Here is a 24847-nt window from a genome sequence, read left to right on the forward strand (position 1 = left end):
ACCGAGGCCATCAACGGCCGACTCGAAGCCCTCCGCCGCAACGCCATGGGCTTCCGCAACCTGATCAATTATCGGATCCGGTCGCTACTGCACTGCGGAGCGCTCGCACTCTAAATCCGGAAGAGCCAGTTATTGCCGTTAGAAATGTGAACCGGTGGGATTTCGCGGGAGCTAGCCAGAGATATTCGATTGGTGTCAGCCTAGAGAGGGACGAACAGCATTCAGCTCTCTATGGAGAATTAGCTGCATCGTTGCCGGTCTTGAATGAGGTCGAGCTCCGGGCGGAGCCGCTGTTGTTGGATATCGACGGATGAGTGTATCGCCGATGGTTGTGAGGCGCCCAGTGCGCATGCAACTTTGCGATCCGCGGTGAAGGAATTCGTATGGCAGAGGTGTCTGAAACGTCGGAGAGCGACCGTTGGGAGGTGCATGGCGAGAGGACGATTTATACCTCCCCGTGGATCACCGTGGGTCTAGCGGACGTAATGACGCCTTCGGGTGAGCGTTTCGAGCATCACACCGTGTTGCTTCCGCCAGCCGCCATGACGGTCGTCTTGAACGACGTCCGATCGAGTGTCCTGATGTCTTGGCGCCACCGCTTCGTGCCCGATGTCTGGAACTGGGAGCTCCCCGGTGGTCTGCTCGACGAGGGCGAGGAGCCGATCGACACCGCGGCGCGGGAGGTGCTGGAGGAGACGGGGTACCGGGTGCGGAACATCGAGCACCTGGTGACTTTCGAGCCCATGATCGGCATGGTCCGCAACGCTCACCACGTCTACCTCGCCCGCGGGGCAGAACTCGTCGCCGACCCGACGGAGCTGAACGAGGGCAAGTTCCAGTGGCTGCCGCTCAGCGACGTCCCCGAGCTGATCCGGACGGGGAAGATCGTGAACTCGGGATCCCTGGTCGGGCTGCTCCACCTGCTCGCGCTGGGCGGGGCGAAGTCAGGCGACGAGTAGGTCCTTGATCCTGCGGCGCTGCCGCTGCGAGCCGGTGCGTCCCGCGAGTTCATTGGCGCGGCGGGCGTGGAGGCGGGCCTCGGTGAGGTCGCCCCGGGCGCGGAAGGCGAGCGCGAGGTCGACGCGGAGGCTGACCTCGGCGCGGCCGTACTGTCCTTCGCCCATAGCGAGCAGGGCCGAGGTGAGGTCGTCGATCGCGCTGGTCTCGCCGAGGCGGGCGAGGCAGTTGCCGCGCCAGCGGGCGAGGTGGCCAGCGTCGAGCATGACGTAGGGGAGCTCGTCGTCGGGGACGTCCGGCATGACCGACGCGGCCGCGTCGAGGACTCGGAGCGCGCCGTCGCGATCGCCGAGGTGGGCCAGGGCCTCGCCCTCGGCCGCGAGTAGCCAGGTGGCGAGCGCGTTGGGAACCGACGACCCCGCCTCGGCACGGGCGGCCCCGATGAGCTGGCGTGCCGCAGCGTGCTCGCCCGCGTCTATGAGCACATAGGCCTGCTGCGCGCGGGCATAGCCCAGCTCGGCAGCCACGCCGGACTCCCGGGCTGCGGAGACTGCTGTCTCGTGGAGCTGCCAGGCCTCGTCGAGGCGGCCGTTGTCGAGGGCCTGCCAACCCGCGAGCGCGGCCGCCTGGCTGAGGGCGTCCGCCGCGGCCTCGCGCTGCGTGCCCGGCATGGCGTAGCGGACGAGCGACTCGATCTGGTCGACGTGCGCGCGGGTCTGGCGGAAGATCGCGTCTCCCCCGAGCCGCCGGTCCATGAGACGGATGTTCTGGGTCTGGTCGTGCAGTAGTCCGACGAGGCCGGCGTCGAGACGGGTGAAGGCGGGGATCTCCTCGAGCTCGATGACCGGCTCGACCGCGGTGACGGCGAGGCCGAGCTCGAACGGCGTCTTCCCGTACACCTCGCAGAGCAGCTCGACGTACTCCTCACTGATGCCCTTGTCCTGGTTCTCCCAGGCTGCGATTCGGCGCTTCAGGCTGGCTGAGCTGGGCAATTCACGATTGTGAATTCGGGCGGCCTCGCGGAGGGCATGAATGAGTCGCGCCTGGGTCCAGCCGCGCTCTCGTCGCGCTGCCGCAAGCCTGTTGCTCATCACGCCTCCTGATCTCCTCTAGCTACACGATGACGCTCTGAGCTGCAGAAATCAACCCTGATCCGGAGTGCGTGTCATCCCGTGTCACCCCGAGTCATCTGTCGCAACCTCTGTCCACAGGGAGACGCTCTGTCCACAGCACGAGGCAGGGCGACTGGATCGAAATCGAGACCGGCTCCTTACTGAGTTGGTCAGCTTGCACAGATGAGGTGGACATGTCTGGGACCAATTCAGGTGGGGCTCGTCCCCGCTTCTACAGCGTGGCGGAGGTCGCGCGCATCTTCGGGATGTCGCGGGTCACGGTCTACCGCGCCATCGCGGACAAGGAGTTCCCGGCCGTCAAGATCCGCGGCCGGCTGATCATCCCGGCTGCAGCCGTCGACGCGATGGCCGAGGCCGCAGTGACCGCCCAGGGCGTCGTCGACGCCGCAGCATTCACCGCCGAGGGGGCGTGATGGAAGCCGTCGGAGTTCTCATCTTCTTCACCATCGTCGGCGCGTTCCTCTGCGCCAAGGCCCGCTTCCCGGGCGGCGCGATCGTGTTCTCGCTCGTGGCGCTCGTCCTGTTCGTCGCGACGCCCGCGGGCTCGGGCCTGCCCGGTGCCGTCGCGACGTTCATGTCGACGCTCAACGACACCACCACGCCGGTCCTCACCGACACGACCCAGGCGGGTCAGGGATGAGCGCCGACTGGAGGGCCCAGGCCGCGTGTGTCGGCGAGGACCCGGAGCTCTTCTTCCCGGTCGTCGAGGAGGGCCCGCTGTGCGAGGACCAGATCGCCGCGGCGAAGGCCGTATGCGGGCGGTGCCCGGTGCGGGACGCCTGCCTGCAATGGTCGACGACCCACATCCACGTCGGCATCGCCGGCGGGCTCACAGCGGAGGAGCGCCGCGCGGCGCGGGCGGAGTCCCTCGCGCCGCGGCCGGGCCGGATCCGGCAGCCGTCGCCGCGGGAGGACATCCGCGCGGCCGGGCTCGCGCTGCTCAAGCGCGGCGAGTCGAACCAGGACGTCGCGGTGCGCTGCGGGGTCACGGACCGGACCGTCGAGCGGTGGCGGGCGGCGATCTCGGCATGACGCACGCAGCACCAGCTCTCGCAACAACGACCACAGGAGGTGCGTGATGACCGCAGCGCGAGAGCAACTCCACCGTCTTGCCGAGCGGATCGCCGTCGATGAGTTCGGCGGGGAGGTCATCGTCGAGCCGATCCCCGGCTACCAGATGCTGACCCGACGACGTCTGGTGGATCCGTTGCCAGGGGTACGCGCGGCACGGGCACTGGCGAACGCTGCGCGCGGGCTGCTCGTCGAGCGGGCCAGGGACGCCCGCGCTGCCGGTCGCTCGTGGGACGAGATCGGCGAGGCACTCGGGCTCCCGAACGGGGCCGCGGACGAGCCGCGGGCCGAAGCGGCGTTCGCCGAGGTCGTGGAGGGTCGCCGCGCGGAGCCTGCCTGGCGGTCGTTCGAGGCGCCGTCGACCTACTGGCGCTGTGGGTCCTGCGGCGAGCTGATCACCGACTACGGGACCGGCAGCAGCTCACACCCCGACGACCAGGAGACCGGGCACGGCGAGACGTGCGCTCGGCACGGCGCCTCGCTCACGAAGTGGCGCACTGACACGGGATGGAGCGACTAATGGTCGGCATCGATGTCCTGCTCAGCCCGAACCCGCTGATCCTGCTGGGTCTGCTGGTCGCCGCGGTGATCGCGTGGGCTCGTCGGGCCCGTGGGATCGCGGTCGGGCTGCTGCTCATGGCGGTGTTCCCGCTGGTGACGATCGTGCGGGCGGTGTCGTGGCCGGCTCTGGTCGCGATCGTGGTGGTCGGGCTGCTTGTAGTGCGGCATCGGTGGTCGCGGTCGTCGTCGACGGTGTCGCGGTGGGGTGCGCGGTCGCGACGCAAGTCCGGCGTGGCCTCCACGGCCGATGTGTTCCGGTTCGCCGGCTCCGGCGCGATGCTCCGCAAGGCGGGCACGGTCCGTCCCTCGCTGGAAGGTGCGACGCGGCGCGAACTGCTCGCGCTGCCGGTCACCGAGGTGGCGGTGCGGCTGTGCCGGTCGGGATCGCAGTGGGTGTGGTCGTCGGTCGAGGACGTCGTGGTCTCGGTCGGCGGCCCGCGGTCGGGGAAGTCCGGGTGGCTCGCCGGGCAGATCATCGACGCGCCCGGCGCCGTCCTGGCCACGAGCACCCGGCTGGACCTCCGCGACCTCTGCACTCCGTACCGCGAGGAGAAGGGGCCGGTCTTCACCTTCAACCCGTCCGGCTTGGGCGGCGTCGCCTCGTCGATCACCTTCGACCCGCTGACCGGCTGCGAAGACCCCGTCGCTGCGGCTGAGCGAGCAGCGGACTTGCTCGCCGCGGTGTCCTCACGAGGGCGCGGGGGAGACCGGGAGTACTGGGAGCTTCAGGGCCGACGCGTGCTCGAGGCGCTGCTGCACGCCGCGGCGCTCGGGCACCGGTCGATGCGCGAAGTGTTGGACTGGACCGCGAGCCCGGAGACCGCGCACAAGGAGGTCACGGGGCTGCTGCGGCGCTCACCGGAGCCGGCGTTCCGGGTGTCGTTCGAGCAGTTCGTCGGGACCAACGACCGCACCCGGACCTCGATCACCTCGACGATCATGCCGACACTCGGGTGGCTCACCTCGGCGTCGGCCCGGGAGACCGCGGGCCTCGGACCTGATGGTGCGCGGCCTCTCGAGGTCGCGGATCTGCTCACGACCCGGGGGACGGTGTTCCTGCTCGGTGGCGAGGAGTCGCACGCCGCCCCGCTGGTCACCGCCCTGACCGGCTACATCGCCCGCGAGGCCCGCCGGATCGCGGCGGCCAAGCCGGGCGGTCGCCTTGACCCGGGGCTGCGCCTGGCGCTCGACGAGGCGGCACTGATCTGCCCGGTGCCTCTCGAAGCGTGGACCGCTGACATGGGTGGGCGTGGGGTGACGATCCTGATCGTCATCCAGTCGAGGGCGCAGCTGCTGGCGCGCTACGGCGAGCACGGCGCTGCGACGATCCTGAACAACGCCGGTGCGATGATGGTGTTCGGCGGCACCCGGGATCGTGAGGACCTGCAGTTCTGGTCGACGCTCACCGGTGAGCGCGACGAGCCCGCGGACACCCTCGATCCGCGCGGGCGGACTGTCGCTCGCACGACCCGCAAGACACCCGTCCTCGCGCCTGCGCAGATCGCGAACCTGCCCGCCGGGAAGGTGCTGGTGATCCGGCGCGGGATCGCGCCGGTCGTCGGGCGCGCGCAGATGGGATGGCGGCGGCGGGACGTGCGCTGGGCCCGATTCAGCCGTCGTCGTCCGCGCGCGGCCGCACGGATCGTCGCCCTGGTCGCCCGAGTGCCCCCGGCTCGGATCGCGCTCGCACGGCTGGTGCCCGGCTGGCCCGGCCCCGCATTCACCCGCCCCAGGACCCACCGGCTGCCCGGCGACGCCCTCGTCGTCGACGGCCAGGTGGTCGACATCCGAGAGGAGGCATGACCATGGAACCGCTCACCCGCGCCGAGGCCATCGACCAGCTCGTCACCGAGACCGGGCGCGGGCCCGAGGTCGCCGAGGCGATGGTCCGTGACTATCTCGACGAGACGAGCGACCGGCTCGGCTACTCGGTCCACCGGTGGGGCCTCGACACCGGCGACGTCGCCGAGATCCGCCGCGACTACGAGTGGGTCGACTACGAGCGCGGCGAGACCCCGGCCCAAGCCCGCGACCGAGCCGCGGAGTACGCCGCGGACTGGAGCGACGTCGCCGCCGTCTCGGACCCTGAGGAGAGCCCCGGATACGCCGCGCACATCGACCGACAGACGACGACGTGGGCAGCCCGTGCTCAGACCTTCGAGCCGGTCGACGATTTCGAACGCGCTCGGCATGCCGTTGCCGCTGCTCATGGTCCTGATCCGGTTTACCAGGCAGACGACGCGGACATCGCCGAGGCCGATGGGTGGTCGTCGTGATCCCGCCGGACGCCGTCGCCGGACTGGCTCGCGAGGTCGAGGGGCTGCGCCGCGAGGTCGGCACGCTTCGCGGGATCCCGGTGCGCGTCGACGAACTATCCCGCCTACTCGCAGACCTGGCCGAGACGGTGACCGCGCTCCGCGCCCGGGCAGCGAAGCCGACACCGTCGTGGCTGATGGCGCCCGTCGACGAGTCCGAGGTCCGGGCTCATCTCGACGATCTCGTGGCCTGGCTCGGGGCGGTCTACCTCCGCTATGGCGACTCGACCCAGGGGTTCCCGGACTGCTGGTGCTGGCACCCCGACGTCGTCGAGGAGCTGCTGTGGCTGATGCACGCCTGGTCGGCCGCCTACCAGGGCAACGGGGCGTCGGTGGCGCTGGCGGGGGACTGGCACGAGCGACTGCGCCCGGGGGTCGTGCGCCGGATCAACAAGTACGCCGGGCTGTGCTCGCGAGACAACCACCAGGCCCGACCGGGCTGGACGCAGGTCGACAGCGCAGCGCCCGAGGTGTCGAACGCCGACGTCGTCGAGGACATCGCCCGCTGGTGGGGCGGTGATCGCGACGGTGAGGCGCCCGAGCCTGCGCCGTCGAAGGATCCGTCGGCGATCCGCCGCACGCTGGACGGTCGGTCGTGACCGCGCGGGCGATCTGGCTGCCCGGCCTCGCCGTCGCCGCCGGGGCGGCCGCGGCCACCGCACACGGGCTCTACGAGGTGGCGGTCGCCTCCCGCGTCCCCGCCGGGATCGCGTGGCTCTACCCGCTGATCACCGATGGGCTCGCGCTGGTCGCCTACGCGGCCACGGCGCGGCTGACCGGATCGGCGGCCCGGTACGCGTGGGCGGTCGTGGTGGTGGCGGCTGGACTGTCCGGGTTGGCACAGGCGGTGTACCTCGCCGCTGAACAGGGGCTCGAAGCGAGCCCGGCCGTACGGTTCGGCATCGGCGCCTGGCCCGCCGTCGCGGCTGCCGTGGTGGCACACCTGCTGTACCTGCTGACCGATGACACGGCTGTACAGCGGCCCGCTGAACAGCCCGCTGTACAGGCAGAGCCCGTACAGCCACCTGCCGAGGCTGAACTGACACGGCCCGCCGAGTCGCCTCAGCGCGACCACGCCCGCACCCGGGCCCGCGCTCACGCGGCCGAGCACGGCCGCCTCCCGACCGTCTCCGAGCTCCAAGACCTCGCCGGAGTCTCCCGAGGCACCGCAGCCAAGGCCCTCAAAGCCCTCCGCGACCAACCCACCGCACTCCACCTCGTCCCAGCACGACACGACGACGAAGGCACCCACCCATGATCCCGACCACTGCACAGAATCAGACGAAAACGACCAAGATCAACGCGAGCACACCAAGGCATCACGATCCGACGGGCGGCCTGCGGCCGGTGGGCGCCGTGCTGAGCATCGCCGTCGGCTACAGCCCCGACTACCTGTTGAAGGCGGTCGCGACGGGCCGCGAGAACTACTACACCGGCGCCGTCGCCGAGGGCGAGCCTCCGGGGCGCTGGTGGGGCCGGGGAGCCGAGCAGCTCGGACTGCAGGGCCTCGTCGAGGCCCGGGACATGAAGGCCGTCTACGAGCGGTTCCTCGACCCGCGGCACGAGGCGTTCAACGACGAGTCCCGCTGGGACGAGATCCCGACCCTGGGGCACAGCGGCCGGAAGTACAGCTCGGAGGACACGCTGTACGCGGCGGCGCTGACGCGCGAGCCGCACGCCGACGCTGAACGCCGCGCTGAACTCCGGGTCGAGGCGGGCAAGCTGGCGCGGCGGAACGTGGCCTTCCTGGACGTCACGTTCAGCGTTCAGAAGTCCGTGACACTGCTGCACACCGCGTTCGAGGCTGAACAGGTCAAGGCCGCCGCGGCGGGTGACACGGAGTCGGCCGCGGCGTGGGACCGCTACCGGCAGGCAGTGGAGGACGCGATCTGGGCGGGCAACAACGCCGGCCTCGCGTACCTCTCGGACAAGTCCGGGTACTCCCGCGTCGGGCACCACGGCGGCGCGGCCGGGCGCTACGTCGACGCCCACGACTGGGTCGTCGCCTCCTTCTTCCAGCACGACTCCCGCGACCACGACCCGCAGCTGCACATCCACAACGCGGTCCTCAACCGCGTCGAGTCGCCCGACGGCAAGTGGCGCACGCTGGACTCGCGCGGGATGCACAAGTGGCGCGCGGGCGCGGCGGCGGTCGCCGAGCGGACCGCGGAGGAGCGCCTGAGCCATGGACTCGGGCTGGCGCTGGCGATGCGGCCGGACGGGAAGGCGCGGGAGATCGTCGGCGTCGCACCCGAGGCGATGGCGCTGGTCTCCTCTCGCCGCCGTGCGGTCACCGCGAAGGCCGAGGAGCTGATCGCGGACTTCGAGGCCCGGTTCGGCCGGACCCCGAATGGCCTGGAGCGTGACCGGCTGTCCCGGCAGGCCACCTTCGCGACCCGGCAGGCGAAGACCTACGACAGCGAGGCCCGCGCGCAGCTGCTCGACCGAGTCGACGCCCAGCTGCGCTCCGAGGTCGCCGATGGCCTCGCTGGTGTCGCCCGAGCGGCCCTCGACGCCCGCCCCGCCTCGCGAAGTGCGCAATCCTGGTCGCCGCAGGCGGTGATCGAGACGGCGCTGGCGGACGTCCAGACGAAGCGGGCGACCTGGACCCGCTCGGACCTCACGCGAGCGGTCAACGCCGCCCTGCCGGACCATCTCGGAACACCTGCCGGGACGGACATCGCGCAGCTGCTCGACCAACTCGCCGACGAAGCCCTGCAGCACGCTGTCGCCCTCGACAGCGACCGCCCCGGACAGGCCGCGCTACCCGCCGAACTCCGCCTCGCCAACGGCGACTCCGCTTACCAAGCGCCAGGTGGACGGCTGTACTCCACGCCCGACCAGCTCAAGATCGAGCGGATTCTCGTCGCCTCGACCACCGAGCGGGACGCCGCTGCGCTGCACCCGCGCCAGGCCCAGCGGTTCCTCGACGGCCTGCGCGAGTCCGGCATTTCCCTCGGCCCCGATCAGGCGGCCGCGGTCCGTGGGGTCCTGACCTCCGGCGCGCGCGTCGAGTCGTTGATCGGGCCGGCCGGGACGGGCAAGTCGTTCGTCGTCGGCGCGCTGGCTCGCGCCTGGGCTGACCCCGAGCTGCACGACGATCCCGCCGAACGTCGCGTGTTCGGGCTGGCTACCTCCCAGGTCGCGACCGACGTCCTGGCCGCCGAAGGGCTGACCACTCGCAACGTCGCCCGATGGCTCGCCACCCAGGAGCGACTCGCCACCGAAGTGCGCGACGACGACCGGTCCTGGCGGCTGCGGGCCGGGGACCTCGTCGTGGTCGATGAATCCGCGATGACCGACACCCCCGCACTCGCCGCGATCCACCGCCACGTCGACGCCGCCGGCGCGAAGCTGCTGCTGGTCGGGGACCACAAGCAGCTCGCCGCGGTAGGCGCGGGTGGCGGGATGGACCTCGTCTCGGCCAGCGGAGCCCGCTACGAGCTCGCGGACGCCCGCCGCTTCACACACAGCTGGGAACGCAGCGCCTCCCTGCGGCTGCGCAACGGCGACGAGACCGTGCTCCGCGACTACCACCGCAACGGACGGCTACTCGACTCCGGCACCCTCGGCCACGCCGAGACCGCCGCCGCGCAGGCCTGGCTCGCCGACACCCTCGCAGGCAAACAGTCCCTCCTGGTCGTCGACACCAACGAGCAGGCCGCCGCGCTCTCGGCCTCGCTGCGCATGGAGCTGGTGCGGCTGGGCCGCGTCGCCGAGCATGGCGTCCCGCTCGGCCTGCAGGGCACCTTCGCCGGGGTCGGTGACCTGGTCGAGGCCCGCGCGAACGGCTGGCACCTCGCTGGCGTGGAGGGGAACCGGCGGGGTCCGATCAACCGGGAGACCTACGCCGTCACCGCCGTGCGCGACGACGGTGGGCTCGAGGTCGCCGCCGCAGAAGAGCGCATGGTCCTGCCCGCCGACTACGTCGCCGACAACGTGGCGTTGGCCTACGCCTCCACCGTCCACTCCGCGCAAGGCCGCATGGTCGACACCAGCCACGTCGTCGTCACCCCACGCACCAGTCCGCAGGCGCTCTACGTCGGGATGTCGCGCGGACGGGAGAGCAACCTCGCCCACGTCGTCACCGAGACCGCACCACTCGACCCCGCCGACGGACACCAGGACCAGACCGTCCGGCGGGACCCGGTCGCCGCGGTGGCACTCGTCCTCGACCCCGACGACCGCACCGGCACACACTCCGCGCTCGCCACGGCGACCCGATCCGCGGCGGAGACCGACAACGTCCGCACCCCCGCCGAGCTACTGGCCGACGCCGCCCAGCTAGCCGCCACCGAGCGCACCGCCGGCTGGCTCGACGCACTCGCCTTGGACGGCACGATCAGCCTGCGCGACCGATCCCGCATCGCCGCCGAGGACGGCGCCGCATCCTTGACCCGCGTCCTGCGCAGCGCCGAGCTCGCAGGTCTCGACGCCCGCCAGGTCCTCCACGACGCCGCCGCGGACCGCTCCCTCGACGGCGCGCGCAACGCCACGAACGTCCTCTACAGCCGGATCACCGAGCGGCACCGCTTCGACCCAGTCGGCCAGACCTGGGCCGAGTGGACACCCCGCGTCGACGACGTCGAATGGCAGGCCTACCTCAACAACCTGGCCGAGGCCGCCGACGCGCGCGCCCGGCAGCTGGGCCTGGAAGCGGCCGACGAACCACCTCGGTGGGCGCTCGACGCCTTCGGCGAGCCGCCCGAGGAGATGACGGCCCGTCGGGAGTGGGCGTCCGAGGTCGGAGCCGTCGCGGCATACAGGGAGATGCGCGGGCACACCGGCGACGCCGACGCCCTCGGCCCGGCACCCGCGCCCGGGCAGGTGGAGGCGTTCGCCGCCTACCGCGCGGCCTGGCGCTCCCTCGGACGTCCCGAGATCGACCGCGAAGAGATCGAGATGTCCGACGGACAGCTGCGCGTCCGGATCCGCGCCTCCGAGCGGGAAGCGGTGTGGGCACCCCGGTATGTCGCGAACGAGCTGGCCGGCACTCACCAGGCCGCCGACGCCCAGCGCCGCACCGCAGCCCTGCGCGCAGCCGAAGCCGAGACAGCCACCGACCCGGACCGCCTCCTGCAGGAGAGCCACGACGCCTGCGCGCTCGCCGACGTCCTCGACAAGCGTGCCGCCGAGCTCCGAGAGGTGGACGACGCCCGGTCGAGCTGGCTCGCCCACACCGCCGCCACCCGCGCCGCCGGCGACCGCGCCCGAGCCGAGCTCGCCCTCCGCCACGCCGACACCGCCCCGGAGCCCGCCGTCACCGCCGAGGAATGGCTCGCCGCCCACCGCGCGGACCAGGTCGAGGACGAGCGGGACCGCGAGATCACCGAGGAGTACGAGCTCGACGTTCCGTCCCGCGAGCGACACGAGCCCACAGCGGACATCCGCGACCAGGACCGGGACCTCGACCACGGCGAGGACGCCGTGCGCGTCCCGAGCGCGGACGAGACCGCGGCCGCCGTGACCCGAGCGCAGCAGGCCCTGGCCGAGATCGAGGCCCGCGAGATCTACGACGCCCACTACGCGGCCGAGGAGTTCCCGCCACCCGACCGCACGGCCGAGCTCGACACCACCGACGACTACGTCTTGGAGCGCGAATGACCGGGTCAGTGATCGGCAAGCACTGGGGGAGAGCCGACGCCGCGCCATGCCCAGCGAAGCGTCGCGCACACCGCGGCCAGGTAGCCCGGCTGACGGGCCAGCCAGTCCGGCGGCGCGGGCCGCGCGGCGAGGGTCTCCGCCGCGAGGTACTCGGCCTCGATCAGCTCCTCCTGCGCGGTCCGCGAGGTACTCGTGATCGGCGCCGACGCCGGACGACGCCGCCCACCGGGACCGTCGACCGTCGCCACCGCCAGCCAACGGCAGGTGATCGCCACCGCGCCCGCGGCGTAGTCGGTGACCCCGCGAGCTCCCTGCTCCTCGGAGCGCTGCTCGGCCGCGGCCCAGAGCAGGCCGAAATCCCGCCGGGGCACGTGCAGATTGCCCGGTGGGATCCGGTCGACGTCGCGCTCGGTGACGCGCATGCTTGCAGAATTGCACGCCGCCCCGACCTCGCGGATCGGCCGATGCGGGGGAGCGGTCATGGCCTCCACTGAGCTGATGCGCGCCGCCCTGTCTCACGCCGCCCGCAGCTGGCACGTGTTCCCGTTGCGCCCCAACGACAAGCGCCCTGTGATCCGGGACTGGGAGGCCCGCGCGACCACGGACGTCGTCCGGATCCGGAAGGCGTGGGAGCGTGGCCCGTTCGGGATCGGGATCGCCTGCGGGCCATCGGGTCTGGTTGTGCTCGACCTGGACCGGCCCAAGCACGACAGCATCCGACCGCCGCAGTGGGACCGGCCAGGGATCACCGACGGCGCCGACGTCCTGGCCGCGCTCGCGGAGCACCACGACGTGCCACCGCCGATGGAGACGTACTCGGTGCGCACCGGCCGCGGCGGCGAGCACCTCTACTACGGCGCGCCCCATGACGTGACCATCAGGAACTCGGCCTCGCGGATCGGGTGGCTCGTTGATGTTCGCGCTGCCGGAGGCTATGTGGTGGCGGCTGGGTCGGTGGTCCGCGGCCGCCGCTACCAAGCGTCCGAGGCTCGGGTCGCGCCGCTTCCCGTGTGGCTGACCCGGTTGCTCGCCGAGGAGCATGACGACGCGCAGCCGAATCGGGCGGGTTTCGCTCCGCTGCTCGACGTAGTCGGCCGCCGCTCCGCCTACACCGCCGCCGCGCTGCGTGGCGAGCTCGACCGCGTCCTGGCCTCCGCGCCCGGGCATCGCAACCACACGCTGAATGCAGCCGCGTTCGCGCTCGGCCAGCTCGTCGGCGGAGGACTTCTCCCCGAAGGTCTGGCCACCGCAGCCCTCGCCGAAGCGTCCGCGGCGATCGGCCTGCCAGCTGTGGAGGCGCACCGCACGATCCGCTCCGGCCTGACCGCCGGGATCCGTTGCCCCCGCCACGCACCCCCGGAGGGGCGGACGTGACCAGGCGCCGCACCGCCAACGACATCCTCAACGGCCTCGACGCCGACCGCCGCCTCGCCATCCTGCACAACGACGACCACCCCACCGCCCTGGGCTGGGACGCCGACCCCACCCCGCTCGCCCCGCGCCGCCTGGCCCCGCCCTTCCCGGTGGATGCACTGCCGACGTGGGTGGCGGACATGGTCATGGCGGTCGCCGAGTTCACCCAGACCCCGCTCGACCTCCCCGGCTGCCTCGCCCTCGCCGCGCTCTCCACCGCCGCGGGCGGCCGGGCGGAGATCGAGATCCGCCCGGGCTGGCGGGAGCCGCTGAATCTCTACACGGTGGTCGCGATGCCGCCGGGCTCGCGCAAGAGCGCGGTATTCGCCGCGATGACCGCTCCGCTGCTGGAGGCGGAGCGCCAGCTGATCGACCAAGCACGTCCGCGGATCGTGGAGGCTGAGCTCGCGCGCAAGATGGCCGCGAAGGAGGCCGAGCGTCGGACGATCGAGGCGACGAACGTGCGTGATCCCGCAGCTCGCGCCGAGGCGCTCAACGCGGCGGCCGAGTACACCCTCGAAGCCGAGAAGCCCGTCCCCGCGCTGCCTCGCTTGATCGCCGACGACGTCACTACGGAAGCCGCCGCATCCCTCCTCGCTGAGCAGCGCGGCCGTCTGGCTGTGCTCTCTGCAGAAGGCGGGATCTTCTCCACGATCGCCGGGCGCTACAGCAGCGGAGTACCCAACCTCGAAGCGTTCTTGAAAGGTCACTCGGGCGACCTGCTCCGCGTCGACCGCAAGGGTCGCCCTACCGAACACGTCGAGGCACCCGCCCTCACCCTCGGCCTGGCCCTCCAGCCGGAGGTCTTGCAGGACATCGCCCGCATGCCCGGTTTTCGCGGCCGAGGCCTGCTCGCCCGGATCCTGTACTCACTGCCGGAGAACACCGTCGGCCGCCGCCAGGTCGGCGCCCCAGCCGTTCCGGCCCCGATCGACAAGACCTATACCAGCCGCCTGACCAGGCTCGTCATGCTCCTCGCCGACCACGACGAGCCCCAGCGCCTGCGGCTGAGCCGTGAGGCTGACCGCGAGGTCCTCAACCTCGAACGCCGCCTCGAACCCCGCCTGGCCCCGCACGCCGACCTCGCCCACATGACCGACTGGGCCTCCAAACTCAACGGTGCTATCGCCCGTCTCGCTGGCCTGCTGTTCCTCGCCGATGTCCTCCCGGCCGGCTGGGGTGAGCCGATCCCGACCCGGCATCTCGACGGCGCAGCGAGACTGGGCCACTACTTCCTTGGCCACGCCCTCGCCGTCTTCGACCAGATGGCTGCGGAGCCCGAGGTCGACGACGCCCGCCACGTCTTGGACTGGATCCTCCGCACAGGCCGTACCGAGTTCACCCGCCGCGAGGCGTTCTCGGCGCTCTCCCGGCTCCGCTTCCGCAGGGTCGCCGACCTCGACCCCGCGCTACAGACCCTCGCCGAGCATGGCTTCCTCCGCCAGATGGAGCCGCCACCCGGCCCCCGCACCGGCCGCCCTGCCTCGCCGCGGTGGGAAGTCCATCCGGCGTCCGCGAAATCCGCGCAATCCGCACATCGTTGACGTAGTGCCCAACGCCTAGGGTTGTGCGGATTGCGCGGATTCTGCGAACCGGCTGGCGAGGCAGCGGAACGCAGAGACAGCGCCGCTCCTCAACTACAAACGTCCACCGGCCTGGTGGGCGCGCGTGCGCCGATCAGGCTAGCGGTGTCGCGGCTCGGTACAGCCAGGCGCCGTCGGTGTCGGGGTAGTCCTCGACGCGTCGGTAGACGGCCTGTCGGTGGGTCCGATTGTCCGACCAGTACAGGCTTGGCAGGGGGATCGACATGTAGGCGAAATGCGTGGTGATGCCCGCAGCGGGTCCATCGAGGAAGCGGACGTCGACTGCCATGGAGCCATGATGCCCCGCGGCGGGTTCGGCGGCAACGGACCGTCTGTCTCCCACGCGTCGACGGATCGATCCTCGCCGTGCCTGCGGCGGGCGCAGGTCGGCAAGGACTGCGGAGCCCCGGATGAGGTCTCCTCCGCGTACCACGAAGACCGGCGACTGGGCCGCATCGATTGCCAGGGCAGCGGTTGGGCGGCGGCGTTCGCGCGTGGCTCGGTCCGCCCGGTCGAGGGCACCTAGCCTCGTGCCGTGCATGCGATCATGGTCAGTGGCCCAGGTGGTCCCGAGAACATGAGCTGGACGGAGGTCGAGGACCCCGTGGCGGGTCCCGGTGAGGTCGTGTTGGACGTCGCGGCCACCGCGGTCAATCGGGCCGATCTGGTGCAGCGGGAAGGCCACTATCCGCCACCACCGGGTGCGTCGGGACTCCTCGGGCTGGAGTGTTCCGGGCGGATCGCGGAGGTCGGGCCGGGGGTCGTCGGGTGGACCGTGGGTGACGAGGTGTGCGCGTTGCTCGCGGGCGGCGGATATGCGGAGAAGGTCACCGTGCCCGTGGCGCAGCTGCTTCCCGTCCCGCCCGGTGTCGATCTCGTGGTCGCGGGGTCGCTGCCGGAGGTCGCCTGCACCGTGTGGAGCACGGTGATGATGCACGGTGGGCTGTCCGCGGGCGAGACGCTGCTGGTGCACGGCGCCAGCAGCGGGGTCGGCAGCCATGCCCTGCAGGTCGCGAGGGCGGTCGGGGCCCAGGTCGTGGCGACGGCCAACTCGGCGCGGTTCGACGTCTGTCGCGAGCTCGGCGCCGATGTGGTGATCGACTACTCCGGCGATGTCGCCGGTGCGCTGTCCGACGCGACGGAGGGCCGCGGGGCCGACGTAATCCTGGACAACATGGGCGGCACGAACCTGGCCACGAACGTCGCGGGGGTGGCTCTGGACGGCCGGATCGTGGTGATCGGCGTCCAGGGTGCGCTCACGGGCGAGGTGAACCTCGCCGCGCTCCTGGCCCGGCGCGGGAGCATCGCGGCGCTGAGCCTGCGCAGCAGGCCGGTCGATGGGTCCCGCGGCAAAGGGGCGGTCGTCGCGGAGGTTCGGGACCGGGTCTGGCCGATGATCGCCGACGGCCGGGTCCGCCCGGTCGTGCACGCCCGGTTCTCCCTGTCCGCGGCGGCACATGCGCATCGGATGCTTGCCGCGGGCGGTGTCGTGGGCAAGCTGCTCCTCGTGAACGACCAGACGGCACCTGTCAACGGCTGATCGCAAACCCCGGGGCGCCTGCGGCCGACGGGCTGCCGACGGCGATGGTCGGCTCGGGCGCGGTGCACGCTGGCGGCGGGGCGACGGACAGGTTCGGTTCCTTGACTGGGAGAGGAAGAGCACGTGCACATGGGGACAAGGCCCGAGGTCGTGACGAAGGACCGGGTGGTCATCCGGTTCGCGGGCGACTCGGGTGACGGGATGCAGCTGACCGGTGACCGTTTCACCTCGGAGACGGCGACGTTCGGCAACGACCTGTCGACGCTGCCGAACTTCCCCGCCGAGATCCGGGCCCCTGCCGGCACCCTGCCCGGCGTGTCGTCGTTCCAGCTGCACTTCGCGAACTACGACATCCTGACCCCCGGCGACCGGCCGGACGTGTTGGTCGCGATGAACCCGGCCGCGCTCAAGGCCAACATCGCCGACCTGCCCCACGGCGGGGTGCTGATCGTGAACACCGACGAGTTCACCAAGCGCAACCTCACGAAGGTCGGCTACGACGCCAACCCGCTCGAGGACGACTCGCTGGCCGACTTCCAGGTCCAAGAGGTCGCCATGGCCACCCTCACCAAGGGTGCCCTGGAAGAGACCGGGCTGAGCAAGAAGGACGCCGAACGCTCCAAGAACATGTTCGCCCTCGGCCTGCTGTCGTGGATGTACCACCGCCCCCACGAGGGCACCGAACGGTTCCTGCGGGAGAAGTTCGCCCGCCGCCCCGACCTGGCCGAGGCCAACATCCTGGCCTTCCGCGCCGGACACGCCTACGGCGAGACCACCGAGGCGTTCGCGGTCACCTACGAGGTCGCCCCGGCCAAGCTCGCCCCCGGCACCTACCGGCAGATCACCGGCAACACCGCCATGGCCTACGGCCTGGTCGCCGCCGGGCAGACCACCGGGCTGCCGGTGTTCCTGGGCTCCTACCCGATCACCCCGGCCTCGGACATCCTCCACGAGCTGTCCAAGCACAAGGCCTTCGGTGTCACCACCTTCCAGGCCGAGGACGAGATCGCCGGTGTCGGCGCCGCCCTGGGCGCCTCGTTCGGCGGGTCCCTCGGGGTCACGACGACGTCCGGTCCGGGTGTGGCTTTGAAGGCCGAGACCGTCGGCCTGGCCGTGGCCCTGGAACTGCCGCTGCTGGTGATCGACGTGCAGCGCGGCGGACCCTCGACCGGGCTGCCCACCAAGACCGAGCAGGCCGACCTGCTGCAGGCCATGTTCGGGCGCAACGGCGAGGCCCCACTGCCGATCATCGCCCCGCAGTCCCCCGGGGACTGTTTCCACGCCGCCATCGAGGCCGCCGCCATCGCGGTCAAGTACCGCACCCCCGTCATGGTCTTGAGTGACGGGGCGTTGGCGAACGGGTCCGAGCCGTGGAAGGTGCCCGACGCCTCCTCTCTCGAACACATCGACCCCGGGTTCGCCACCGAGCCCAACGCCCCGGACGGCACCGAGGAGTTCTGGCCCTACCTGCGCGACCCGGACACCCTCGCCCGGCCCTGGGCCATCCCCGGCACCCCCGGCCTCGAGCACCGGGTCGGCGGGCTGGAGAAGGCCGACGGGCGCGGGTCGATCTCCTACGACCCGGACAACCACGACCGCATGGTCCGACTGCGCCAGGCCAAGATCGACGGCATCCCCGTCCCCGACCTGACCGTGGACGACCCCTCCGGTGAGGCCGAGCTGCTCGTGATCGGCTGGGGCTCCACCTACGGCCCCATCGTCGCCGGCGCCCGGCGGGTGCGCGGCAAGGGACACAACGTGGCCACCGCGCAGATCCGCAACCTCAACCCCATGCCCGCCAACCTCGGCGAGGTCCTGCGCCGCTACACCACGGTGCTGGTGCCCGAGATGAACCTCGGCCAGCTCGCCCTGCTGCTACGCGGCCGCTACCTCGTCGACGCCAAGTCCTACACCAAGGTCTCCGGGCTGCCCTTCAAGGCCGAAGAGCTCCAGGACGTGTTCCTGGACTACCTCAGCGGCACCCACCCGAACACCGCCGCCACCCACGCGGCCCCCACCACCAACGGCTCGAGCAATGGAGCCCCGATGACCGGAGCACAGGCATGAGCACCGACCTCGGCCTCCCCGCGATCGGAGCGGGAGGGCTGGATCTCGTCCCCACCACCGACGCGAAGCAGACCGCGAAGGACTTCACCTCCGACCAGGAGGTCCGCTGGTGCCCCGGCTGCGGCGACTACGCCGTGCTCGCCGCCGTCCGCCAGTTCCTGCCCACCCTGGGCATCCGCCGCGAGAACACCGTGTTCATCTCCGGCATCGGCTGCTCCAGCCGCTTCCCGTACTACCTCAACACCTACGGCATGCACTCCATCCACGGGCGCGCGCCGACCATCGCCACCGGCCTCGCCACCTCGCGCCCGGACCTGTCCGTCTGGGTCGTGACCGGGGACGGGGACGCGTTGTCCATCGGCGGCAACCACCTCATCCACGCCCTGCGCCGCAACGTGAACCTGAAGATCCTGCTGTTCAACAACCGGATCTACGGCCTCACCAAGGGCCAGTACTCCCCCACCAGCGAGGTCGGGAAGGTCACCAAGTCCACCCCCATGGGCTCGGTCGACCACCCCTTCAACCCCATCTCCCTGGCCCTGGGCGCCGAAGCCACCTTCGTCGGACGCGCCCTCGACAGCGACCGCAAGGGCCTCACCGAGGTGTTGGGTGCCGCCGCCGCCCACCGCGGGACGGCGCTGGTCGAGATCTTCCAGGACTGCCCCATCTTCAACGACGGCTCCTTCGACCTCCTGCGCAAGCCGGAGACCAAGGACCAGCGCCTGATCGGGATCCGCGACGGTGAGCCCATCGTCTTCGGCCCCGAGGACGGCCGCTACGCCGTGGTGCAGGACGGGCTGCGCCTCACGGTCGTCGCCGCCGACTCGGTGTCGCCGGAGCAGATCGTGACCCACGACGCGGCCAACCACGAGCTCGCCTTCGCGCTCTCGCGGCTGTCCGACCAGGACCTGACCCACACCGTCACGGGCATCTTCCGCAATGTCGACCGCACCACCTACGACGACGCGGCCCGCGCCCAGGTCCAACAGGCCAAGGACAAGAACCCCACCGCGGACCTGCAGACCCTGCTCAACGGCCACGACACCTGGACCATCGCAGGCTGACCCGTCCACCGACGAGGAGCATCAATGACCTACGTGATCGCCGAGCCCTGCATCGACGTCACCGACAGATCATGCATCGAGGAGTGCCCGGTCGACTGCATCTACGAAGGCGGCCGAATGCTCTACATCCACCCCGACGAGTGCGTAGACTGCGGCGCCTGCGAGCCGGTCTGTCCGGTCGAGGCGATCTACTACGAAGACGACCTCCCGCACTCGTTCGCTGCCTATGGCACCGCGAACGCCGAGTTCTTCACCGGGCTCGGCTCACCGGGCGGCGCCTCGAAGACCGGTCCGAGTGACCGAGACGCGTCGCTCGTCCACGGACTTCCCCGTCGAGCCATCGACTGACGCCTACCACACCGACCACCTGCGGATGGCTCGGCGATTGCTCGATGTGATCGGCCCGTTTGGATCGGAGAATTGCGGATGACATCGCGGTGTCGCCAAGGAGGATTCCACCCGTGAACGTGACTGTGCTCGGATGCCGGGCCGCCATGCCCGCCGACGGGCAGGCCAGTTCGGCCTACCTCGTCTCGACCGACTCGACCCAGCTCCTGCTCGATTGTGGACCGGGTGCGGTGACCGCGCTCAGCGCGACGACTACGCCCACCGCACTCGACGGGATCGTGATCAGCCACCTGCACACCGACCACTGCTACGACCTGCTCCCGCTCGGCAAGTCCGTGCTGATGAACCGGCATCTCGGCGCCGAGTCGTTCCCGACCCTGCCCGGGACCCGGACGCCGCCCGAGCGCCCCATTCCGCTCTACGTGCCCGTCGGTGGTCGCGAGGCGCTCGGTCGCCTCGCCGGGGTCTTCCCGATCCCCACCCGACCGGAGCTCGACCTGGCGTTCCACGGCGCGCTGGAGATCCGGGAGTACGAACCGGGCGACGACCTCGTGATCGGTGACTGCCGGGTGCAGTTGCGTCCGCTGCAGCACACCATGTCCAACTGCGGGATGCGTGTGACCGGACCCGACGGCTCGAGCATGGTCTACAGCGGGGACACCTGCGACGTGGAGCGGCTCACCGAGCTCGCCCGCGGGACCGACCTGCTGCTCTGCGAGTCGACCCTGGAGCTTCCCGACGACGTCTCCGACGGTCACATGAGCGCCACCCGCGCCGGCCGGGTCGCGCGGGACGCGGCTGTGGGGGAGCTGGTCCTGACCCATTTCGTCACTGCGGACCCCGACTGGCTCAAGGCCCGCCGCACCGAGGCGGCCGAGTCCTTCGCCGGGCCGGTGCACCTGGCTGCCCCCGGGCGGGTGTTCCCGGTCTGACCGGCAGCTCCGGCTGATGGGGACGGTGGGGCCACGGACCACCGCCGTCCCCGTCGTCACGCGTCGACGCGCAGGCCCGTCTCCAGATCGAAACGATGCAGGTCCCTGGCCTGGACGAGGACGTGGACGTGGTCGCCCACCCCACGCGGCGTGGCGATCGGCTCGGTGAACGACCACCGGGCGCCCCGCGGGCCGCGGCAGTGGACGAGCCGCTCGTGCCCGGCGAACTCGACGATGTCGACGGTGCCGTCGAGCCCGAGGCCCCCGCTGGAGGTGCCCGAGCCGCTGCCCAGGACGACGCCGTCCGCCGGACGCCACCCCCACCTCGCACCCTCGTGCTCCAGCACGTTCATCGCCGGGCTGCCGACGAAGGTCGCGACGAACTCGTCGGCCGGGCGGCGGTAGACCTCGTCGGGGGCGGCGGCCTGCACGACCCGCCCGCCCCGCATGACGATCAGGTGCGTGGCGATCGATAGCGCCTCGGACTGGTCGTGGGTGACCATCACGACGGTCGCACCGAGCTCGCGGTGCAGCCGGGCGAGCTCCGCGCGGGCCTGGGCCCGGAGCTGGGCGTCCAGGCTTGACAGCGGCTCGTCGAGCAGCAGGACCTGGCGCCTGCGGACGATCGCCCTGGCCAGCGCGACTCGCTGACGTTGTCCCCCGGACAGCTGGGCGGGCTTGCGGCCGAGGAACTCCGACAGGCCGAGCTGCCCGGCGACCTCGCCCACCCGGCGGTCGATCTCGGCGCGGCCGGGCCCGGCGCCGCGCGAGTGCCGCGCCTCCAGCCGCATCCCGAAACCGATGTTCGCCGCGACCGTCAGGTGCGGGTAGAGCGCGTAGTCCTGGAAGACCATCGACAGCCCACGGGCCCCGGGAGCGGCGTCGGTGACGTCGACCCCGCCGACGTGCACGCGGCCCTCGGTGGGCGTCAGTAGGCCGGCGACGATGGCAAGCATCGTCGACTTCCCGCAGCCGGACGGCCCGACGATCACCGACAGCGAGCCGTCCGGGACCGGCAGGTGCTCGACGTCCAGGGCGAGCGCGCCGGTCGAGGGTGTCGTCCCGTAGCGGTGCCGGATCCCGCGCAGCTCGATGCCCGCCGCGCCGCCGGCGGCGGGGAGGTCCGTCAGCTCCTTCTCGAGGGTCACGTCAACGCCTTCCGGCTTGGAGGAACGCGGCGGTGATCCGCCGCGAGAAGACCGCGTACACCGCAATAACGGGTGCACACGCCAGCACAGAGGCGGCAAGCAGCGGGCCGGGGTTGCCGCCCTCCTGGTTGTTGAACAGCGCGAGCCCCTGTTGGATCGTCGTGTTCGCCGGGCTGGGGGCGATTAGCGCGGGCCAGAGATACTCGTTCCAGGTCGTGACGAACACGAGGATGCCGACGGCGCTGAGGCCGGGGCGGAGCTGGGGGAGCACCAGGTGCCAGAGCGTCTCGGCCGGGCGGGCGCCGTCGAGCGCCGCGGCCCCGAGCAGGTTCTTCGGGATCGACCGGGTGTGCTCCCACATGAGCAGCACCGCCAGCCCGCAGGAGGCCAGCTGGGGCACGATCAGCCCGACGTAGGAGTCCCGCCACCCCAGGCCCGTCGCCATCAGGAACTGGGGGATGACCATGGCCTGCAGGGGCACCACCAGCGACACGGTGACCGCGCCCAGGACCCAGCGCAGGCTGCGGGCGCCCAGGCTGAGCATGGCGTAGGCGGCGAGCACCGCGACCAGCAACTGCAACGCGGTCACCCCGAGGGCCGTCACGAACGAGTTGAACAGCAGCCGCCCGACGGGGAACAGGGTCACCGCGTCGACGTAGTTCGCCACCGACACCGGGGACGGTCCGATCTCGAAGATCGCGTTCTGCGGCCGGAACGAGGTCAGCAGGGCCCAGATCAGCGGGAAGGACACGGCCAGCCCGGTGACGAGCAGGGTTGTGTGCCAACGCAGCTCACGCACGGGAGCGCCTCCGGTTCCACAGGGCCGCAGCGCCGAAAAGCAGGGCGAGGGCGAGGGTGATCGCGACCGCGAGTGCGGACGCGGACCCCGCGTCGAAGAAGTCGAAGCCCTCGGCGTAGAGCCGGTAGTAGATGTTGTCGGTGGCGCCGTCGGGGCCGCCGCGGGTGAGCGCCGCGACGTTGGTGAAGACCCACTGCCCGGCCACGATCACGCAGAGTGCGGACAGCAGCGCCATCGTGCGCAGCAGCTGGGGGAGAACGATGAACCGCGTGGTCTCCCACTCGGTGGCGCCGTCGATGCGGGCGGCGTCGATGGCGCGGCGGTCGATTCCTGCCAGGGCGGCCGAGAACAGCAGCATGTTCAAAGCCACGATCTTCCCCGCCGTGATCAGCACGATCACTGGCAGCGCGGTGTGGGGGTCACCGAGCCAGTTCGGGGCGGGCAGCCCGACGTCGCGCAGCACCGTGTTGATCAGACCCTGCTGGGGGCTGAGCAGGAACTGCCACGAGATCGCTGTGGCGACCGGGGCCAGCACGACCGGGGAGAACAGCAGCGCCCGGTAGCCGTCGGCGGCCCGGCCGGGCCTACGCCACAGCAGGATCGCCAGCGCCATCGGGATCACCGTGGCGAAGGGCAGCATTCCCAGCACGTAGTAGCCGGTGCGCACCAGTGCGTTCGTCGTCTCCGGCCTACTGAACACCGCGACGAAGTTATCGACGCCGATGAACTGTGGGTTTGGCGAGATCAGGTTCCAGTCGAGGAGGGACAGCACACCCGTCCACAGCATCGGGCCGTAGACCCATACCCCGAGTGCCAGGACGAGCGGGACCAGATAGAGCCACGGGCGGCCCCGCCGGCTGGGCTGGGCAGCCCGGGCCGGCGGGGCCGCTCTGTCGAGGGTGGATGTCACCGCGTCGACAGGGAGCGGATCTTGTCGGCCGCGGACGTCAGCGTGGCGGCAGGGTCGGCGCCGCGGAGCACGATCGGCTCCACCGCCTCGTCCTGCAGGACGACGACCGCGCGGTTCGCCTGACCACCGGGGAAAGCCTGGTAAGGGGCCACGGTGTTGAGCTGCTTCAGAGCGGGAAGGAGCCGCGGGTTCTGCGCGAAGTAGTCCTTCAGGTACGCGGGATCGTCGGCCAGCGCCGGACGCAGCGGGAGGTATCCGATCTTCTGGGCATAGGTGGTGTAGGCCTCGGGGGTCGACATGAACTTCACGAACTTCCAGGCCGCCTGCTGGCGCGCAGCATCATCGCCGAGCACGGCGAGGCCGGCTCCGGAGTAGGTGGGCCTTGCGGTCTTGCCGTTGATCGTCGGGAAGGCCGCCGTGCGCAGCTCGAACTTTCCGGCCGAGGCCTTTTCGAAGGAGGCCAGCGCGCCGGTGCTGGCCAGCAGCATGCCGAGCCTGCCGGAGCCGAACAGCGTTATGGCGTCGGCGGTGGAGATGGCGGGCTGGGCCCCCGACGTCGTCAGTGCCTGGACCTGGGCCAGCGCGTTCACGGCCTCGGGGCCGTCGACGGTCACCTGGCCGTCCGGGCCCACCAAGGAGCCGCCGGCGGTGTTGATCAGGGATTGGGTCAGGTAGTCGGACTTGCCGACGTCCGCGGCGGCGATGTAGGTGCCCGCGGCACCGCTGCGCGCGATGGCCTGGGCCGCCTCGCTGATCTCGGCCATCGAGGTCGGCGGGGTGGCCGGGTTCAGGCCCGCGGCGCGGAAGAGGTCTGCGTTGTAGTACAGCGTCGGGACGGACATGGTGAACGGCATGGCCTTAACCACGCCCTCGTCCGCCACCGCCTCGAGGAGGTTCGGCGCGATCGGGGTGGGCCCGCCGACGTGGTCAGCCCACTCGTCACCCGCGAGCTCCTGCACCGGGGCGATCGGCAGGTCCGCGTAGGCCTCGGCCATCTTGCTCCAGCCGATCTGCGCAACGTCCGGCGGGCTGCCCGCCGCAGTGTCCGCCTTCAGCTTGGTGAGGACGTCCGCGACCGCGACCGGCTGCGTCTTCACGGTGATGCCGGGGTTCTGGGCCTGGAACTCGTCGATCAGCGCCTGCATGGCCTGCCCGCCGAGGTCGGGGGTGCCGACGCTGTAGCCCAGGAACGTCAGCTCCACCGGCATGGTGGGCCCGGACGTGCCAGCGTCGGTGGAACTGCCACCACAGGCGGCGACGGTCGCCAGCCCGAGTGCTGCGAGGAGCGCTCCGGCACTCCTTGCGATCCGGTTCATGGTCCATCCTCTGTTCGGGAGGCGGGGGTCCGCCCGGGCGTCATCCTTCGATCGCCGCGCCCCGGTGACCAGGGACGACGGGCCAC

At 71.3% G+C, this 24847-nt stretch carries 25 protein-coding genes; 18 read left to right on the top strand and 7 right to left on the bottom strand.

What is annotated here, in order from left to right:
• Positions 1–114 (top strand): transposase (locus tag WHI96_RS23845; RefSeq protein WP_349302426.1); only part of this gene is annotated, 114 nt, incomplete at its 5' end.
• Between the two features lie 428 nt (positions 115–542).
• Positions 543–959, top strand: a complete 417-nt coding sequence (locus tag WHI96_RS23850) for an NUDIX hydrolase (RefSeq protein WP_345640502.1) — start codon at positions 543–545, stop codon at positions 957–959.
• On the opposite strand, the gene WHI96_RS23855 is transcribed toward WHI96_RS23850, so the two are convergent.
• Complete coding sequence (locus tag WHI96_RS23855; RefSeq protein ID WP_345640503.1) at positions 945–1949, bottom strand: NsdA family TPR-like regulatory protein; 1005 nt, start codon at positions 1947–1949, stop codon at positions 945–947. The two genes, WHI96_RS23850 and WHI96_RS23855, sit on opposite strands and share 15 nt — an antisense overlap.
• A 359-nt stretch (positions 1950–2308) precedes the next feature.
• On the opposite strand from WHI96_RS23855, the gene WHI96_RS23860 reads away from it, so the two are divergent.
• The 9 genes from WHI96_RS23860 (at position 2309) to mobF (ending at position 11641) form a co-directional block, all read left to right on the top strand.
• Positions 2309–2503, top strand: a complete 195-nt coding sequence (locus WHI96_RS23860) for a helix-turn-helix domain-containing protein (protein WP_345640506.1) — start codon at positions 2309–2311, stop codon at positions 2501–2503.
• Positions 2503–2730 (top strand): hypothetical protein, encoded by a 228-nt coding sequence (locus WHI96_RS23865; RefSeq protein WP_345640612.1) that lies wholly within the window; start codon positions 2503–2505, stop codon positions 2728–2730. Before WHI96_RS23860 ends, WHI96_RS23865 begins: the two co-directional genes overlap by 1 nt.
• On the top strand, positions 2727–3122 hold the full coding sequence (locus WHI96_RS27925; protein WP_425571503.1) for a WhiB family transcriptional regulator: 396 nt from the start codon (positions 2727–2729) through the stop codon (positions 3120–3122). Before WHI96_RS23865 ends, WHI96_RS27925 begins: the two co-directional genes overlap by 4 nt.
• Positions 3123–3168: 46 nt before the next feature.
• Positions 3169–3681 (top strand): hypothetical protein, encoded by a 513-nt coding sequence (locus WHI96_RS23880; protein ID WP_345640508.1) that lies wholly within the window; start codon positions 3169–3171, stop codon positions 3679–3681.
• On the top strand, positions 3681–5525 hold the full coding sequence (locus WHI96_RS23885; protein WP_345640510.1) for a type IV secretory system conjugative DNA transfer family protein: 1845 nt from the start codon (positions 3681–3683) through the stop codon (positions 5523–5525). Before WHI96_RS23880 ends, WHI96_RS23885 begins: the two co-directional genes overlap by 1 nt.
• A gap of 2 nt (positions 5526–5527) precedes the next feature.
• Positions 5528–5998: a hypothetical protein gene (locus WHI96_RS23890; RefSeq protein ID WP_349302446.1), complete on the top strand. Its 471-nt coding sequence runs from the start codon at positions 5528–5530 to the stop codon at positions 5996–5998.
• Positions 5995–6636, top strand: a complete 642-nt coding sequence (locus WHI96_RS23895; protein WP_345640516.1) for a hypothetical protein — start codon at positions 5995–5997, stop codon at positions 6634–6636. The genes WHI96_RS23890 and WHI96_RS23895 overlap by 4 nt, the downstream gene beginning before the upstream one ends.
• Complete coding sequence (locus WHI96_RS23900; RefSeq protein ID WP_345640519.1) at positions 6633–7295, top strand: sigma-70 family RNA polymerase sigma factor; 663 nt, start codon at positions 6633–6635, stop codon at positions 7293–7295. Before WHI96_RS23895 ends, WHI96_RS23900 begins: the two co-directional genes overlap by 4 nt.
• A 98-nt stretch (positions 7296–7393) precedes the next feature.
• A complete protein-coding gene (gene mobF, locus WHI96_RS23905; protein WP_345640522.1) occupies positions 7394–11641 on the top strand; it encodes a MobF family relaxase in 4248 nt (1415 codons plus the stop codon).
• Positions 11642–11646: 5 nt separating this feature from the next.
• Here the strand turns inward: mobF and WHI96_RS23910 are convergent, their stop codons facing one another.
• Positions 11647–12063, bottom strand: a complete 417-nt coding sequence (locus tag WHI96_RS23910; RefSeq protein WP_345640525.1) for a hypothetical protein — start codon at positions 12061–12063, stop codon at positions 11647–11649.
• 58 nt (positions 12064–12121) lie between these two features.
• Here WHI96_RS23910 and WHI96_RS23915 point away from each other — a divergent pair, with 58 nt between their 5' ends.
• Both WHI96_RS23915 and WHI96_RS23920 read left to right on the top strand, forming a co-directional pair.
• On the top strand, positions 12122–13015 hold the full coding sequence (locus WHI96_RS23915; protein ID WP_345640528.1) for a bifunctional DNA primase/polymerase: 894 nt from the start codon (positions 12122–12124) through the stop codon (positions 13013–13015).
• On the top strand, positions 13012–14598 hold the full coding sequence (locus WHI96_RS23920) for a YfjI family protein (RefSeq protein ID WP_345640531.1): 1587 nt from the start codon (positions 13012–13014) through the stop codon (positions 14596–14598). Before WHI96_RS23915 ends, WHI96_RS23920 begins: the two co-directional genes overlap by 4 nt.
• Positions 14599–14731: 133 nt before the next feature.
• Here the strand turns inward: WHI96_RS23920 and WHI96_RS23925 are convergent, their stop codons facing one another.
• On the bottom strand, positions 14732–14926 hold the full coding sequence (locus tag WHI96_RS23925) for a hypothetical protein (RefSeq protein WP_345640534.1): 195 nt from the start codon (positions 14924–14926) through the stop codon (positions 14732–14734).
• Positions 14927–15172: 246 nt separating this feature from the next.
• Between WHI96_RS23925 and WHI96_RS23930 the strand changes: the two genes are divergently transcribed.
• From WHI96_RS23930 to WHI96_RS23950, 5 genes are all read left to right on the top strand, one after another.
• Complete coding sequence (locus WHI96_RS23930; RefSeq protein WP_345640537.1) at positions 15173–16177, top strand: NAD(P)H-quinone oxidoreductase; 1005 nt, start codon at positions 15173–15175, stop codon at positions 16175–16177.
• 129 nt (positions 16178–16306) lie between these two features.
• A complete protein-coding gene (locus WHI96_RS23935) occupies positions 16307–18244 on the top strand; it encodes a 2-oxoacid:acceptor oxidoreductase subunit alpha (protein ID WP_345640540.1) in 1938 nt (645 codons plus the stop codon).
• Complete coding sequence (locus WHI96_RS23940) at positions 18241–19308, top strand: 2-oxoacid:ferredoxin oxidoreductase subunit beta (protein WP_345640543.1); 1068 nt, start codon at positions 18241–18243, stop codon at positions 19306–19308. The genes WHI96_RS23935 and WHI96_RS23940 overlap by 4 nt, the downstream gene beginning before the upstream one ends.
• A 24-nt stretch (positions 19309–19332) precedes the next feature.
• Positions 19333–19656 (top strand): ferredoxin, encoded by a 324-nt coding sequence (gene fdxA, locus WHI96_RS23945; RefSeq protein ID WP_345640547.1) that lies wholly within the window; start codon positions 19333–19335, stop codon positions 19654–19656.
• 113 nt (positions 19657–19769) lie between these two features.
• Positions 19770–20588, top strand: a complete 819-nt coding sequence (locus WHI96_RS23950) for an MBL fold metallo-hydrolase (RefSeq protein WP_345640550.1) — start codon at positions 19770–19772, stop codon at positions 20586–20588.
• Positions 20589–20644: 56 nt separating this feature from the next.
• Here the strand turns inward: WHI96_RS23950 and WHI96_RS23955 are convergent, their stop codons facing one another.
• From WHI96_RS23955 to WHI96_RS23970, 4 genes are read right to left on the bottom strand one after another with little or no spacing between them, the layout of a single operon-like run.
• Positions 20645–21736: an ABC transporter ATP-binding protein gene (locus WHI96_RS23955; protein ID WP_345640552.1), complete on the bottom strand. Its 1092-nt coding sequence runs from the start codon at positions 21734–21736 to the stop codon at positions 20645–20647.
• A gap of 1 nt (position 21737) precedes the next feature.
• On the bottom strand, positions 21738–22535 hold the full coding sequence (locus WHI96_RS23960; RefSeq protein ID WP_345640555.1) for a carbohydrate ABC transporter permease: 798 nt from the start codon (positions 22533–22535) through the stop codon (positions 21738–21740).
• Positions 22528–23445: a carbohydrate ABC transporter permease gene (locus WHI96_RS23965; protein ID WP_345640558.1), complete on the bottom strand. Its 918-nt coding sequence runs from the start codon at positions 23443–23445 to the stop codon at positions 22528–22530. Before WHI96_RS23965 ends, WHI96_RS23960 begins: the two co-directional genes overlap by 8 nt.
• Positions 23442–24761: an ABC transporter substrate-binding protein gene (locus WHI96_RS23970; protein WP_345640561.1), complete on the bottom strand. Its 1320-nt coding sequence runs from the start codon at positions 24759–24761 to the stop codon at positions 23442–23444. Before WHI96_RS23970 ends, WHI96_RS23965 begins: the two co-directional genes overlap by 4 nt.
• Positions 24762–24847: the final 86 nt, after the last annotated feature.

It is taken from the genome of Pseudonocardia tropica (genome assembly GCF_040105315.1).
GTDB classification, from domain to species: Bacteria; Actinomycetota; Actinomycetes; order Mycobacteriales; family Pseudonocardiaceae; genus Pseudonocardia; species Pseudonocardia alni.